Annotated in this window: 7 protein-coding genes; all 7 read left to right on the forward strand. The window is 70.8% G+C overall.

Annotated elements, in window-relative coordinates; genetic code table 11:
- The first annotated feature begins 78 nt into the window (after window positions 1-78).
- Entirely contained in the window at window positions 79-4,395 is a 4,317-nt protein-coding gene (locus tag NBG84_RS11145) for a tubulin-like doman-containing protein (RefSeq protein WP_250919191.1), read from the forward strand.
- Window positions 4,392-7,049, forward strand: a complete 2,658-nt coding sequence (locus tag NBG84_RS11150; protein WP_250919192.1) for a hypothetical protein — start codon at window positions 4,392-4,394, stop codon at window positions 7,047-7,049. Before NBG84_RS11145 ends, NBG84_RS11150 begins: the two co-directional genes overlap by 4 nt.
- The gene (locus NBG84_RS11155; RefSeq protein ID WP_250919193.1) at window positions 7,043-8,329 is read left to right on the forward strand and encodes a protein kinase family protein; all 1,287 of its coding nucleotides are present in this window, start codon (window positions 7,043-7,045) and stop codon (window positions 8,327-8,329) included. Before NBG84_RS11150 ends, NBG84_RS11155 begins: the two co-directional genes overlap by 7 nt.
- Entirely contained in the window at window positions 8,326-9,426 is a 1,101-nt protein-coding gene (locus NBG84_RS11160) for a hypothetical protein (protein ID WP_250919194.1), read from the forward strand. The genes NBG84_RS11155 and NBG84_RS11160 overlap by 4 nt, the downstream gene beginning before the upstream one ends.
- On the forward strand, window positions 9,423-12,506 hold the full coding sequence (locus tag NBG84_RS11165; RefSeq protein ID WP_250919195.1) for a hypothetical protein: 3,084 nt from the start codon (window positions 9,423-9,425) through the stop codon (window positions 12,504-12,506). The genes NBG84_RS11160 and NBG84_RS11165 overlap by 4 nt, the downstream gene beginning before the upstream one ends.
- 287 nt (window positions 12,507-12,793) lie before the next feature.
- The gene (locus NBG84_RS11170) at window positions 12,794-13,870 is read left to right on the forward strand and encodes a FecCD family ABC transporter permease (RefSeq protein ID WP_250919196.1); all 1,077 of its coding nucleotides are present in this window, start codon (window positions 12,794-12,796) and stop codon (window positions 13,868-13,870) included.
- Window positions 13,867-15,027, forward strand: coding sequence for a FecCD family ABC transporter permease (locus tag NBG84_RS11175; RefSeq protein WP_250919197.1), 1,161 nt, complete (start codon window positions 13,867-13,869; stop codon window positions 15,025-15,027). Before NBG84_RS11170 ends, NBG84_RS11175 begins: the two co-directional genes overlap by 4 nt.
- Window positions 15,028-15,030 lie beyond the last annotated feature (3 nt).

The following is a 15,030-nucleotide window of genomic DNA, read 5'->3' on the forward strand; positions in this document are numbered from 1 at the left end:
CCCCCACGCGCGTACGCACCGCTCAATCCCTCACCCACAACCGGCCGGGTGCTCCGGCCCTCGCGGAGAGAAGAAATCATGAGGATCTTCCAGCCGATGCTGTTCGTCGGCCTGGGCGGCACCGGCGGACTCGTCGGCGCCGAACTGGAACGGCGGTTGCGCGCCGAACTGTGCGGACCTGACGGGAACGCGCTCACCACGGGAAGTCAGCGCAAGCGCCATCAGCTGCCCGACTGCCTCCAGTTCGTCTACGCCGACTACAGCGAGTCCGAGCTCGCCCGGCTGCCCCATATGAGCGCCGACCGCACCACGCGCGACGCCTACGCCCGTACCGCACGCGCCACCCACGATCTGCTGCCCGCCAGCTACACCAGCTCTCCTGACGTGACCCGGATGTTGCGCGCCGTACTCCGCGACGAGGTCTCCGACTGGCTGCCGCCGCGTGAGGGCGAACCCAAGGTCGTGCCGCTGCGCAATGGCGCGGGTCAGTGGCCCACGGTCGGCCGGGCCGCGCTCTTCGGCACCCTGCGCAACGGCACCGGGCCGGTGGTGGAGCCGCTGCGCGACGCGATCGACATCATCAGCCGGTCCGGCAGTGAGCTGGAGGAGCTGGAGGGCGGCCCGATCAGCGGCTGCGATGTCTTTGTCGCCTTCTCCGTGGCCGGTGGCACCGGGACCGGCATCTTCCTGGACTATCTCCACCTCATCGGCCAGACGTTCAAGGACAAGAACTTCACCGGCGCCCGGATCTATCCGCTGGTCGTGATGCCCTCGGCCTTCCCCGAGGGGAACGGCGGTGGGCGCGCCGCCAAGTTGAACGCGGCCCGGGCCGTGGTGGACCTGTTCCGGCTGGTCGACCGGCAGAACGTGCCGGACGCCGAGTCCGATCTCGGGGCGACCGAGCAGCTGAACGCCCTGCGCATCCGCTACCCCGAGATGCACCCGATCCGGCTGGACAACGGCACCGTACCGACCGCGTTCCTCTTCAGTCTCACCGCCGGAATCCGGCCCGATGACCTGCGGCGTTCCATGGTCTCGCTGGTGATGTCGCTGATCGGCACCGAACTGCGTGAGGGTCCCGTCCACGCGGATGACGACTATCAGACGTTCGCCGCCAACTTCATCAACCGGGGTGTCACCCGGCGTACCCGGGCCGCCAGTGGCATCGGCCATCGGGGGGTCTCCACCAGCCTGGTCGCCTCGATGACCGCCCCGCTCGATGAGCTCGCCGAGCTGGTCTCCGCGCGGATGCTCGCCCGGGCGGTGCCCCGGCTGCTCGATCGCCGGCTGCCCCGCAACACGGAGAACGCTCCGCTGGTGCGTCAGATGTTCGAGGCCTCGGGTCTGGGCGACCTCTGGCGGCGGGAGGCCATTCCCGTACCGGAGCCGTCGACGGTGCCCAAGGGCAGCAGCGATATCGAACAGGCCCTGCGGGAACGGTTGGAGGCGATGCGGCGGCAGCTCAAGGACCTCGAACGCCGGGTCGGCCGCAAGATGATCGGCCTCGCCGAGTCCTTCGACCCACGGGCCGCCGCCGAGCGGATGCTGCGCGATATCGATCTGTTCCAGCTCGAAGGGGTCGTCAAGGGGCTTCCGGAGGACCAGGACCCGGTGGCGGTCCTCGGTTTCCTCGGCGTACTGGAGAACCGCCGCCAGGCACCCGCGGGACTGGAGAGCGGTGCCGTCCAGCCGCCCATCGTGCCGCGCATCCGCGGCCGGGTCGGCGGTCTTTCCCGCCCCCGCTGGGCCGATGACGAAGTGGCCGCCGTTCTCCAGGACCAGAACCGCTGGTACGAGCTGAGTGCCCGGGCCGTCTGGCATCACGCCTGGAACGAGCAGGAGCCTCGCTGGCGGCCCGCCGCCAACGATCTTCAGCATGACCTCGGCCAACTCATGGACGCATTCCGCAAGGCCGTCGAGGAGGAACGCAGCACGGACGCGGCAAAGGTCAAGGAGCTCTACGACGATCGCACCGGTGTCTCCTACTTCCTCCCCCCGCAGGCCAGCCTCGGCGACTTCTACGAAGATCTGATGGAGCGTCTGATCGAGAGCGAGATCCTGCGCGGAACCGATGACGAGACCACGCTGCTGCTCACGCTCGTGAGCAGTGAACGCTGGCAGGCCACGTTCTCGGACGGTCGCCGCAACCCGGCCGCAGCCGTCGCCGCCATCAAGGGCGTACTGAAGGAGCGGGTCCAGAAGCTCTTCGCGGAGAGCGGGCGCCAGCAGCAGTCCCGGCCCTTGATGCCGAGCCTGGGCACGCTGCTCTCGGCGGCCGCCGGCGACGTCAAGGCGACGGAGCAGGTCAGTTCCGGCGCCTTGCGGCAGTTCCAGTTCAAGGTCGCCGGTCTGCTGCCGGCCGGATTCACGCCGGAGGGCAGCGGTCCGCTCAAGGTGCTCATCACCTATCCGCAGGCACACAGCAAGGATGCGGCCGAGACCTATCTCAAGCGGGCGCTGCACCTGCCGCGCGACAGCCAGCGCACGATCGAGTGCCGCAGCGTGGACTCGGACACGATCACGGTGGTGCTCTTCCGCAGCGAGATGAGTGTGACCGAGGTGCCCGAGGCCCGCGGGGTGCTGCGCCAGTGGGCCCGCGCACAGGACGACCAGCGCGATGACGACCTGCTCCGGTGGCGGCAGCGCCTCGGCTATCAGGACGACTGGCTGGCCAGCACCGAAGAGGACCGGGAGCACATCCTGCACCGGCTGCTCTGTGCCATGTGGAACGGGCAGGTCGACTGCCTCGGCGATCCGGCGTCGCCCAGCAAGGTCCGCATCCGGCTGCACGCTCGGTTGGGTGGCGATGTGCCGGCCATGACGTTGCAGCTCGACGAGCACCACGATGAGATCTCCAGTTGGGCGAGCCTGCTGCGGGCCTATGAGCGCTGGGCGCTGCTGAGCGACGGTGACGGGGATGGCGACGGGTCCATCGTGGAGGACTACTGCCGGGAGTTGATGAGGGTCCTCCCGCGCGATCTGACGACATCGGGCAGTAAGCCCTCGGAGCTCTACCGGCGATTCGTCAATGAGATCGCGCCGCGTCAACTGCGACTGCTCGATGAGCGTGAGCACCAGTACGGGGACCGGGTCGCCGAATGGGTGCGCCCACGGCGCCAGTTCTGGGAGGAGACCTTGGCCGGGGCGCTGGAGGTGCCCTTCCCCGAGGGCAAGAATCCGGTGCAGCCCAATCTGCGTCTGCTGGAGGAGTGGGTACGCGATCACCACACCCCGGTCCGCCGCGCCGATGGCCCCGGGGCCCGCCCCGAACCGGGTCGGGGCCGTGGCCGGGAGGAGAGCTGGGACCAGGGCTGGACCTCGGAGCCCGACGCCCGGACCAACGGGCAGCAGTATCAGGGCGGCCGACCGAGTGGTGACCGCCCTGGGGACCCCTCGCGCGGTGACCGGTACGCGGAGCCGGGAGGCCGTGGAGACGTTGGCGGCAATCGGCGCTATGACGAGCCGGCTGACCGCGGTTACGAGGATCGCGCCGAACCCTACGGTGATCCCCGCCAGGGCGGCCCATCCGACGGTGATCGGTATGTCCAGCCGTCGGGCGACCCCTATGACAGCCGGCGGTACGGTGCCGATGTGCCGCGCCAGGGCCAGGACCGTCAGGGGCCGCGCCCGTCCTCAGGCACCGCTGGCCGTCCCCCGTCCGCACCCGGCCCAGCGGTCGGCAGGCCCAGGACCTGGCCCGATGACGAGCCCGGTGCGGACCGCGGCTTTGATCAGGCGGCTCCAGGAGCGTATCGGCGTACGGAATCCGCGCCGGGAGGGCAAGGACCAGAGGGAGCCGACCAGGGGTACCACCGAACTGGGGCGACCTCGGACAGGGGCCAGGAGGGACCGGGCGGACGTCACGAATCCGAGCGGGTGACCCGGCGGCACGAGTCGGAGAGGTTCGATGACGGTGCCGCCCCGCACACCGGGGGCCAGCAGCACGGTCCCGACCAGAGTTGGCCCGTTCCACCGCGGGCCGGACATGGTCGGCCACCCACCGAGCCCACTCAGAGCGCGCAGCGCCCCGGGCCCGCCCCGGGACGGGCCGAGCATCCCCCTGGGCAGCGGGCCGATGCCGCCGAGCCACCCCGAGCGCCCCGGGCGGGCAGCGACCGGTCCGCTCCCCGCGCCGGCGTCGACGATGGCCCGGTGACCGCGCCGACCGCACCCACCGCCGGGCGGGTCGCATCCGCCGCGTTCATCCCCGACCAGGCCACCCCCGAACCGCAGTACGCCCCCTATCCGGATGTGCCCCCGCAGGAGTCCGGCTGGCCCGGTGGTGAGTCGCCCGTCCCCTGGGGGCTCGCCGACAGCGATGGTGAAGCGGAGTGGGACGGCGACCGGGACACCGACGGCAAGGGCCGTGGCGTCTGGGACGGAGACCCCGAGTGAGCGGGTCCGTCGTTGTCGTGCTCGACTTCCGTTCGGAGCGGGAACGCCCCCTCGACCAGGTTCGGTTGCGGGACCTGGTGGCCGGGCAGTGGCGCCAGGAGGGCGCTGCGGTCCCGGAGCAGAATCTGCGCTTCCTCCTGGTGGACACCCCCGAGGGGCTGACCACCCACGCCGAGGCCTATGAACTCGTCATGGGATATCCCACCCTCGGCACGATCCAGGTGCTGTGCCTGGCCGTCGGTGAGTTGGAGACACCTCCTGAGGGACAGCAGCCGGATGGCGAGCCTCCGCGGGAGGCCGATCCGCAGAACCCGCCGGCCAGCAGGCTCCGGCTGGTGTCCGCCCTGCGCTCCACGGCGGTGGGGGTGTTGTGGACCGCCGACCCGCTCGCCGGTGACACCACGGGCCCGGGCGGTGGTGCGTCCGACACCGCACGGGCCGCCGCGCTCGGCATCCTGGTCGATCTGCTGCGCAAGCGCGAACTGTTCGACCGCGTCCTCGGCTCCCTCCAGCGCTGCCCCTCGGCCACGGCGGCTCCGGCGCTACGCGCGCTGGAGCACGATCTCGCCGCGCCCGCGTTGGAGCGGGCCTGGCTCGGCGCGCTCACCCGCTTCACCGGTGAGCCGGGCACCGCCGTCCCCCCGTTGCGGGCGCAGAACCTGCCCGCCCGGCTGGCCGAACTCGCCGGCGAGGGGCCCCGTCCCGCACTGGATCGCATCCATGTCCACGGTGGCACCGCCGAACGGCTGCACCGTGCCTGTGCGGAGGCCTTACTGCGGGCCAGGCAGTTCCATTCCGAGCTGGCTCGTCCCGTCGGAATCCTCGTGGGGCGGCGCTCGGCGCGGCAACTGGCGCAGGCGATCGAGGATTCGGCCCAGCAGTTGCGCGGATACCGGAGTCTGGTGGCCCGAGCGCTGCGGGACAGCGCGGCGCCCAGCATCCCGCCCGGTGACGCCCAGGCGATCCTGGCCGAGGTGGGTATCGCCGTACCGCCGGCCGAAGACGGCCGTGGCCGCGCGGGCGCGGGTCAGCGCTATGGAGGTCAGGGCACGACCGACCAGGTCGAGGAGGAGGTCAACCGGTTCGCGCTGGGCATGTTGGACGACGGGCTCGATCTCCACACGGTCGCCGAACGGCTCACCGCGCTCTCCGAGCAGATCGCTCCACTGCCCGCGGACGGCAAGATCGCGGAGTTGGAGCAGCCCAGCCCGGAGGCGGCCGCGGTCACGGTCGCGAACGCCTTCCGCCTGGCCCGTGCCCGACCGGGTTCGGTCGCCTCGGTGGCCGTGCTGTCACTACTGGGCTCGATCTGGCCCTGGCCCGGCACTGTGCTGACCCTGTTCCCGCTGGCGATCCTCTTCGGCGGGCAGCTACTGGCCGTCCGGGCTCGGCCCAATCGCTCCCGCGGTGGGCCTGTGGCGACGGCCGCCTTCGCCCAGTCGACCGCCGCCGCCCTCGGTACGGCGGGCGGCTGGGCACTCGGCCACACCGTCCAGCCACCCTCCTGGTTGGGCTTCACCACCCTGTTGCTGGCCACCCTGTGGTCGGTGCTGCTGATCGCCGTACGGTGGGCGCGGGCCGTGGACGACTGGTGGGAGGGCACCTGCGTCGAGCGGATCGGCGAGGGGCTGGAGAGCGTGGACCGGCTGGTCGTCGACATCGTGCGCCAGCAGTGGTGGGCCGCCGCCGAGCGGACCCGTACCGCTGATGGTGCCCGAGCCCTGGCGGGCGCGCTGCGCTCGGCCGTTCGACTCGGCGCCGTGGGAGCGTCGCAGGATCCGAGCGCTCAGGACGAGTGGGGCGAGACCGGTGCGCCGGGCACCGAAGACCGTTGGGGCGCGGAGGGCTGGGACCTCCAGGGCTGGGACGGTGACGACGCGTGGCCCGATGAGCCCTGGCCCGGCGACCCGTCCGAAGCCGCGACCAGCGGTGTGCCCGGCCAACGCCGGAACGCGGCACCCAGCGGCGCCTTCCCGACCCATGAGGAGGGGGCCGCGTATGCCGACGGCTGCTCACCGCCCTGGCTCGACCAAGGCGGCGGCGAGGGCGGTCCGGAACTGGAACGAACCCTGCTCGGCGATCTCGCGGACGCGACCGCCGACGCACTGCGCCGCCACTGGGGCGCTGTCGACCACGGTGTGCCCGCCGCCGCGAACGGCCACCCGGCCACCGCCGATGAGGCCGTGCGACGGGGTATCGACGCGGTCCATCGCCAACTGCACCGCAACGGCGTGCTGCCCGCGCCGGTGTTCGCCCGCCGTGACCGGAGTCGTGGCGATTCGATGGCGCTGCTGGGGGTCGGCCCGCACCGGGTGTGGGAGGCGCTGGTTCCGGAGTCCGCCGGGCGGCGGCTTCGGCCCCTGTGCTCACCGGCCCAACTGGCCTTGCTCAGCCGGGACCCCACCGCCGCACGGCTGCTGAGGTTCGCCCCCGCCGCCGTTCGGCCGGTACTGGAGTCCGATCGTTCGGGGCGGCTCGGTGGCGACGGGGAGGCGGCGCTCGATGACGCGGTGTGGATGTCTTCCGGCCGTTTCGTGGGTGTCCTCGAACTCACCCCGCTGCGGTCGGGGACAGTGCAGACGGTGTGGACAAGGGCCGATGAAGTCGCCCAGGACCAGCCGGAAGAGCGATATCGAGGGGGCTCGTCATGGTGAATGACCAGCAGTCCGGGGCGTATCACGGCGAGGCCATGGGAACCGGCCATCGCGCCCCCTTCGCACAGGAGCGGGTGCCGGGGGTTGACTCCGTACGCGCCCATGACACCGGTAAGGAACCGGGGGAGCGGCTCTTCGGTGGTTCTGGGAACGTCTACTCCGAGCCCCCAGGAAACGGCTCGGGCCAGGACGGCCAGGGCGGCTCGCGCGGTCAGGGTGCTGGCTCGCGGGCCCGCCATGAGCTGCCGTTCGTCACCCCGCAGGGCGTCCACCACACCCTGCACGTCCAACTCGGTCCGGATCGGCCTCGGCTGGTGCGCCCGCCGGTACTCGCCCGGCCGGTGCAGAGCGAGGAGTGGAAGGGCGTCCAGGTGCGGCTGCCCGCTTCGGAGAGCGGCAACCACATCGCCTACAGCCTGCTGGAGGCGGAGACGGCCGCCGCGCTGGCCCTCCACTGCGGCTACGGCGGGACCCGCTTCAGGGGCCTCTTCCCGGTGCCCGTGGGCTATGACATGAACGCGCCCGAACCGTTCATTCTGTACGCCGCACCCCGTGGCCGACCCGTATCCGCGCTCAACCAGGGGGTTTCCACCGGCGACCAGCGGATCATCGAACGCGATCTGGTGCTTGCCGTCCGGCTGATGGAGGTCGTGGGCCTGGTGCACCAGGGCATCGTGCCGGCCGCCGTGCGCTGGGACGGACAGGGCGCACAGCTGTGGGACCTCGGTTCCATCACACGGATCGGACGACCGCGTACCCCCTGCGGAGTGCCGCCCTTCGCCTCGCCCGAGCAGCGCACGGGAGTGGGGGAGACCGATGCGCGAGATGCGCTGTGGAGCGTGGGGCAGGTGCTCCACCAGATCGTCACCGGCCGACCCGGCAGCGCCGACGGCCCGTCCCCCGATCTGGCCCGACACCGCTCCCTCGCCCAGACCCTCACCCCGGTCTTCGCCCCCCTGGCCACGGGTCGCCCGTCCGCCGCGGCACTGCTCGACCGGCTGATGCCCGGCGCCGACACCCAGGCGCTCAACACCGCGCTCCCCGACCCGCTGGAGCCCTACCGTCGCGATTTCGACGCGGCGATGGGGCGCAAGCACGCCTCCCTGGTACGAGCCGGCCGCAACACGGGCACCGGTCCTGCCCCGCCGGACTACCCGCCCGGGCCCACCGACTCCAAGGGTCGGCGCTCCGCCCGCAGACAACAGGACGACTGGCACGTCGGCGGCAGCACCACCCCTGACGGCCCCGGCCGTGGCTCCCGAGGAGACCAGCACCGATGACGACCTCCGCACCACCCCCGGGTCACGCCCCCGCCCGGGAGACCCTCTGCCCCTACTGCCTGGAGCCCATCGTCTTCGACGAGCGGCACCTGTCCGTGCGCAATGACCGGGAGCAGTACGAACCCCTCGACCTGTCCACCCAGACCAGCCCCCTACGGCGGGCCGACACCCTGCGCTCGGCCTACCAGCGCTGCCGCAACACCGACGGGGTGCCCCCGCACTACATTCCCGCGCCCTATCTCACCCATGGCGACCCGCTGACGGTCGCCATGGTCGGCGACTCCGCGACCGGCAAGACCCATCTGCTCACCCAGATGATCGCCGAGATCACCGACGGCGGGCTGGAGCGGTACGGAATCACCTGGCAGTCCGTCAACCCGCAGGACCACCGGTTCTTCATCGAGGAACACGTCAGCCGGCTGCGCTCGGGACGGATGCTGGAGCACACCCCGCCCGAGTCGTTCGCCTCCTTCGTGGCGGCCCTGCTGCTGAGCGGACCGGACGGCAACACCCGCCCGGTGGCGTTCTTCGACCTCAGCGGCGAAGACCTGCGCCGCACCGACGCCATGCTCCGCTTTATGCTCGGCGTGGATGCGCTGATCTTCGTGGTCGACCCGCTACGAGCCGTCGCACTGCCCCACCTTGACCCGCTACGTGGTGAACTGGGGCTTACCTCCGGCGGTGACCCGGCTTTTCAGACCGTCCTCGATCGACTGCCGCGCAGCGGGCCCTACCACGGTGTTGCCGCCGCCGTAGTGATCAACAAGTCCGATCTGCTGCGCTTTGAACCCCCGGTTGACCGCTGGCTCGCCGAGCCGCCGCCCGCCCGGTTGTCCGCCGGGCGGTTCCGTGCGGAGAGCCGCGACGCCTACGCCTTCCTCCGGCACCACTGCGGAGCCGCCTGGGTGCAGCCGTTCGACGGAGTGCTGCGCTGCACCTTGCACTTCGCCTCCGCCACCGGCAGCCATGGCCACAAGGACAGCTTTCCCCATGGCACCCGTGCGCGGCGGGTGTTGGAACCGCTGGTGTCGGTCCTGTCCATGTGCGGAGTGCTGGGCGACGCGGGCGGCGACGGGCCGGGAGCGGTGGGGATGTGAACAAGCCGCACGACAGCGCCGACGCCATGATCCACCAGGTGGTTTTCCGCTGGGCGGGCAACCGGGCCGGCTCCAGCGCCGGTCTCACCGCGGTCGCCCAGTCCTGTGGAGAGCGGGACGCCCGGGCGATGGCGGAACAACTCGGCCCCATCCTGCGGGTGCGCCGAGGTGATCGACGCAGCATCGTCCGGACGATCTGGAACGACCGGGCGGTGCTGGTTCGGCGCAGCCCCAAGGCGGATGCCCAAGGGCGCGGCAGCACGGTCTGCCACGCCCTGATCAGCCCCACGAAGCTGCTCACGGCGAGCTTCTGTCTGGGCCTTGGGGCCTCGCCCTGGGGAGAGGGCAACTGGACCCAGGCGTCCGGCCCGCTGCCGTCCATCCCCTACGAAGTGCTCAACGCGATGGCCAACCACGCCATTCCGCGACTGGACGCGGCCGTGTCCTCGCTCGCCCGACCGCTGCAATGCCTGGTCGCCCAACTGCTGCGCACCCCCGGGGGCCGGATATCAGCGCACAACCGTGGACTCGATGACACCAGGTCCGACGACCTGACCGAGGTGCCCGACCCGGCCCTGGTGGTCTTGCGCGGACTCTGTGAGGTGTTCGGGGGGACCCTCGGCGGGGAGGGCTGGACCTATGCCTCGTACGACACGGTGGACTCGCATCCGCTGCGGGTGACCTTCGTTCCCAGTTGGCGTGCCTCCCACGAGGAGGATGTCCGGCTGCGCCGCATCGATCTGATCGAACCGGGCTCCGACCACGCGGCGGTACTCGCCGAGCGGCTCGTTCGCCACTATCTCGACTACATCGAGACCGCTGCGAGAGGCTCCGGAGCCGGCAAGGGGCGCTCGCAGTATCGGCGCCCGCTGGAACAGCTCATGGGTCCGCTCGCCGGCATCGAGGACGAGACGGAACGGTACGAGGCGATCGACCGCGCCCTGCGAGGTCTTTCGTCCGGCGCCCCAGCGAACCGGGCTTCGGCCCCACCCCAGCAGCGTGCCGCTCGGACGCCCGGCCGGGAACAAGGGCCGGAGGGCCCGGCCCCGGGCGGGTCGCCGTCCGTCGCGGCGGGCGCAACCCACGGGGGCAGGCCGGACGACCGGGACGCCGGGCGGGGCCGGGCCCCGGGTCCGGGGCGGAGTGCCCCGGCCGCCCATGGTGCTTCCCACGACGGCTCTGCCACCTCGCGGGGGCACCACGCCACCGCGTCCGGGCGGGGGGACTCGCCGATGGTGGGTTCGGGTGCGGCTGAACACTCCCTGGGCCCCGCGTGGTCGGGTGGTGGCGAGCCGGGAGCGGGCTCCGCGGTGTCTTCTACGGGGACGACAGCGGCAGCGTGGGCCGGATCAGCTGGATCAGCTGGATCAGGCGTGCAGCCGGGCACCGACGCCCACCCGCCCACCGGCTCCCGGTCCTCTGAGCCCGAAGCCGTCGCAGGGCAGACCAACAGGTCCGGCGCTCCCGCGCACGATGCGCCCGCGCGCCGATCCGCCGCCGCGCCGGTAGCCGGGCAGGGCGCGCCGAGGCCCGACGTCCCTTCGGCATCCGCCCCCTCGAACCCCGCGTCTTCGGGATCGGTGTCTGCGTCCGCCGCGGCTGGTGGGCCCCCGGTTGACGGGTTTGCGGTTGACGGGTCTCCGGTTGGTGGGCCGGGCGCTTCCGGATTCACGACTTCCGGATCCACGGCTTCAGGCTGGGCAGCTTCCGGACGTACACCAACGGCGCAGACAGCTACGGCACGGACTGCTACGGGAGGTACTGCTACAGGAGGGGCACCTCTCGGACCCGAGTCCGCCAGGAAGGTGCCGGCGACGGGGGCGGCGCAACAAGGGCCCGGGCAAGCGGGGCCTGCGCAAGGTGAATCTACGTCCACGGGGTATGTCTCCGGGGACTCGGCATCCACGGGGTATGTCTCTGGGGACTTGGCATCCACGGGGTATGTCTCTGGGGACTCGGCGTCAGCCCGCTCGGCTTCAACCGGTCTGACGTCGAGGGGCGCTGATACTGCCGGTTACCCTTCCTCCGGTTCCGTCTCGGCGAGCGCCCCGGGTTCGCCCGGCCGGGCCGCCGATTCGCTGGCGGGCGGCTCCGCACCCGCTTCGAGCGCGCTCGATCGGCACCACACCACCAACTCCGCTTCGTCTTCGATGACCACCGACGCCCAGCATCCTTCGTATGCCCCAGCTCAGCAGGCCGACTTCCGTCAGTACGCACCGAACCCGTCGTCGCCCACCACATCCCTCCCAGCACCCCCGTCGGGTTCGGGCTTTGACCTCGCCGTGAATCCCGAGCGCCCCGGGTCCTCCACCGCTCCCCCGAATACCTACGATCCGGCCAGCGGCTCCAACGAACAGCCCCGAGCCGTGCCGCCGAAGCCGAAGTCCCCTCCGCCGCCGAGCGGCCCGGCGCCGAGCCACTACAGCCAACAGCTCCATGTGGATCCGGGTCCGCTACTCGGCCTTTCCAATCCGTTTCCACGGAAAAGGGGTAAACGTCGCACCCGCGTCAATGTCGACCACGCGCAGTTGCGCCAGGTGGTGACCGACCTCAACTGTGCGACGGGCGGGGACCATGCCGCGGAGGATCTCAAGAGGAAGGTGCGACAGGATCTGGAGCGGCTCAGCGATGTGGACCTGCTGTCCGTGCTCCACACGCCCTTGTCGTACGAGGCTCAGAACCTGGTTCTTGAAACACTGGCCTCTGTTCCGCGCCTGGAAGACGAACTCGAATCCCTCGGTGAACTGCTGCTCGACCGAAGTTTTCTGTTGCGCATCGGCCCCTTGGGCCAGGCTCTTTGGGATCCGCCGCACGTGGACCGGGTGATCAAGGTTGCCTGTTGGCTTTTCTGCGCCTTGCAGAAGACCCTCGCCAGCGAGAGGTTGGCGGAGCGGGTGGGATGGGTGCTGCGTCACCTCGCCTCTTCTCCGAGCGATCTCAGTGAGGCGTTCATCGAGACGCTCCTCATCTACGCACCGTCCGACGCCCTTCCCGCACTGCCCAATCTCGTCTGGCGGGAACTCGCGCGTGGCCTGCACGAACGTCTCCCCAGACCGCCCGATGAAGCGCCGTCCAACTGATGCGTCACGTGCGGGTGGCAAGGCGGGAAGAAGGGGTGGTCACGGGTGTCTTCTGCTCCCAACTGGGCCCTGGGCAGCGCCTTGGGCCCTCCCTGCCCAGGGAGGGAGGGGAACTAGCTGTGTTATGCAATTTTGATGTCGAGAGTGCGGCTTTTGTTCTAGTGGCCAAAAAAGAGGCGTCTATGGTTAGGTAAGCCTAACTAAGCTTTGCGGACTCAAAGGTGGCCGAATCGTAGGTTGTGGATTCGACTCCGGACTTGCCGCACCGACCGCCGATTGAGTGCCACATGCCAGCCGCAGTACCGCTACCCGTCGGCGTCCCACCGACCGGTGCAGGCCCGTCCCCCAAGGCGTCGCCCCGCCCGGCGCGTCGCCGTGCGGCGACGGCCGCGGTGGTGCTCGCGGCGGTGTGCGCCCTTGCCGTCGCCGTGCTGCTGAGCCTCGCCATCGGTGCCCGACAGATCGCCCCGTCGGTGGTCTTTGACGCGGTGTTCCACGGTGGTGGAGGGGAAGACGGTGAGGTCGTCCGGGATCTCCGTGTCCCCCGGACCCTGATCGGTCTGATGGTCGGCGCCGCGCTTGCCCTCTCCGGCACGGTCCTACAGGGGTTGACCCGCAACCCGATCGCCGACCCGGGCATTCTCGGTATCAGTCAGGGCGCTTCCGCGGGTGTTGTCCTCGCCATCGCGTTCGCCGGCATCCACTCCCTGCTCGGCTACATCTGGTTCGCCCTGATCGGTGCCGCACTCGCGACCGTGGCCGTGTACGCCGTCGCCCACAGCAGCCGCGGCGGTGCCACCCCGGTGAAGCTCGCACTGGCGGGTGCCGCCATCAGCGCCCTGTTGGCTTCGGTGACCACGGGCGTACTGGCCACCCGATCGGCCACCTTGGATGAGTTCCGCTTCTGGCAGGTCGGTGCCATCGCCGGTCGGGACGCCGAAGTGGTCACCCGCATCTGGCCGTTCCTGCTGCTGGGCGCGGTGCTGGCGATCTCCGTGGCCCGCGGACTGGACGCGCTGGCCCTGGGTGAGGACATGGCCAAGGGGCTCGGTCGCAATGTGGCCGCCGTCCGGATCGTCGGCGGCGCCGGGGCGACCCTGCTGGCCGGCGCGGCCGTCGCGGTCGCCGGACCGCTTGCCTTCATCGGCCTTGCCGTGCCCCATATGGCTCGTCGACTCGTCGGTTCCGCCCATGGCCGGGTGATGTTGCTCGGCGCGTTGATCGGTCCCGTGATGCTGCTGGGAGCCGATGTGGTCGGCAGGATCGTTTTTCCACCGGGTGAGATACCCGCCGGAGTGATGACCGCCCTGATCGGAGTGCCGTTCCTGGTCGCCCTGGTCCGGCGCAAGGAGGTGCCCGCATGAGCACCTCCGCCGCCACCTCCCCCCAACACCCACCCACCGGCGACCAACCGGGCGGGCAGCCTCCCCGAAGTGAGCGACACCCACAGCCCGGGCAGCGCCCTCAGCAGCGCGGTGTCCGCCCGCCCGGTTACACCCTCATCCGCTGCGGACGACACGCCTCCTTTCTGCTGCACCGCCGCTCGGCCGTCGTCGCGGCCTTCCTCACGCTGCTGCTCATCGCGGTCTCGGTGGCGTATCTCTCGCTGGGGGAGAGCACGGTCGCACCGGCCGAGGTCATACGGGTGCTGCTGGGTCACCCCTCCCCCGATGAACTGGTCGTCGGCACGCTGCGGCTGCCCCGACTCGTGGTCGGACTCCTGGTGGGCGCCGCGTTCGGCGTTGCGGGCGCACTCATCCAGACCGTGGCCCGCAACCCGCTCGCCAGCCCCGACATCATCGGTATCAGCCAGGGCGCGACCGCGGTCACCGTCATCGGGCTGACCTTCGGGATCACCTCGTACGCCGTGCTGCCCTACTTCTCCGTCCTGGGCGGACTGGTGGCGGCGGTCCTGGTGTACCTCTTCGCCTGGCGCGGTGGTCTCAACGCCACCCGCTTCGTCCTCATCGGCATCGGCTTCGCCGTGGCCCTGCGCTCGATCACCCACTTGGTGCTCACCAAAGGCGATCAGCATGTCGCCCAGCAGGCCCAGATCTGGATGACCGGTTCCCTCAACGGCCGGGGCTGGGAAGAGGTGGAGCCACTGGGCTGGGTGCTGCTCGCCCTGATCCCCGCCGTTCTCTGGGCGGCCCGGGCGCAGCGGACCGTATCCCTCGACGACGGGACGTCGACCGCGCTCGGCGTACGGCTGGGACGGGTACGCCTGGGTCTGGTCGGTGTCGGAGTGGTGCTGGCCTCGGTGGCGACGGGTGCGGCAGGGCCGGTGGACTTCGTGGCGCTGCTGGCTCCACAGACCGCTCGCCGGTTGACCCGTACCGCACAGATCCCGCTGCTGTGTTCAGCGCTGGTGGGTGCGTTCGTGGTGGTCCTGGCGGATCTGCTGTCGCGTCGGGCCTTCGCTCCCACGGAACTTCCGGTGGGAGTGCTCACGGCCGCGGTCGGCGCGCCGTATCTGATCTGGCTGATCGTCCGCGGGCGTACCGCAGCGGGGAGGGCATAAGGC

The sequence above is a fragment of the Streptomyces albipurpureus genome (assembly GCF_023701525.1).
Classification (GTDB): Bacteria; Actinomycetota; Actinomycetes; order Streptomycetales; family Streptomycetaceae; genus Streptomyces; species Streptomyces albipurpureus.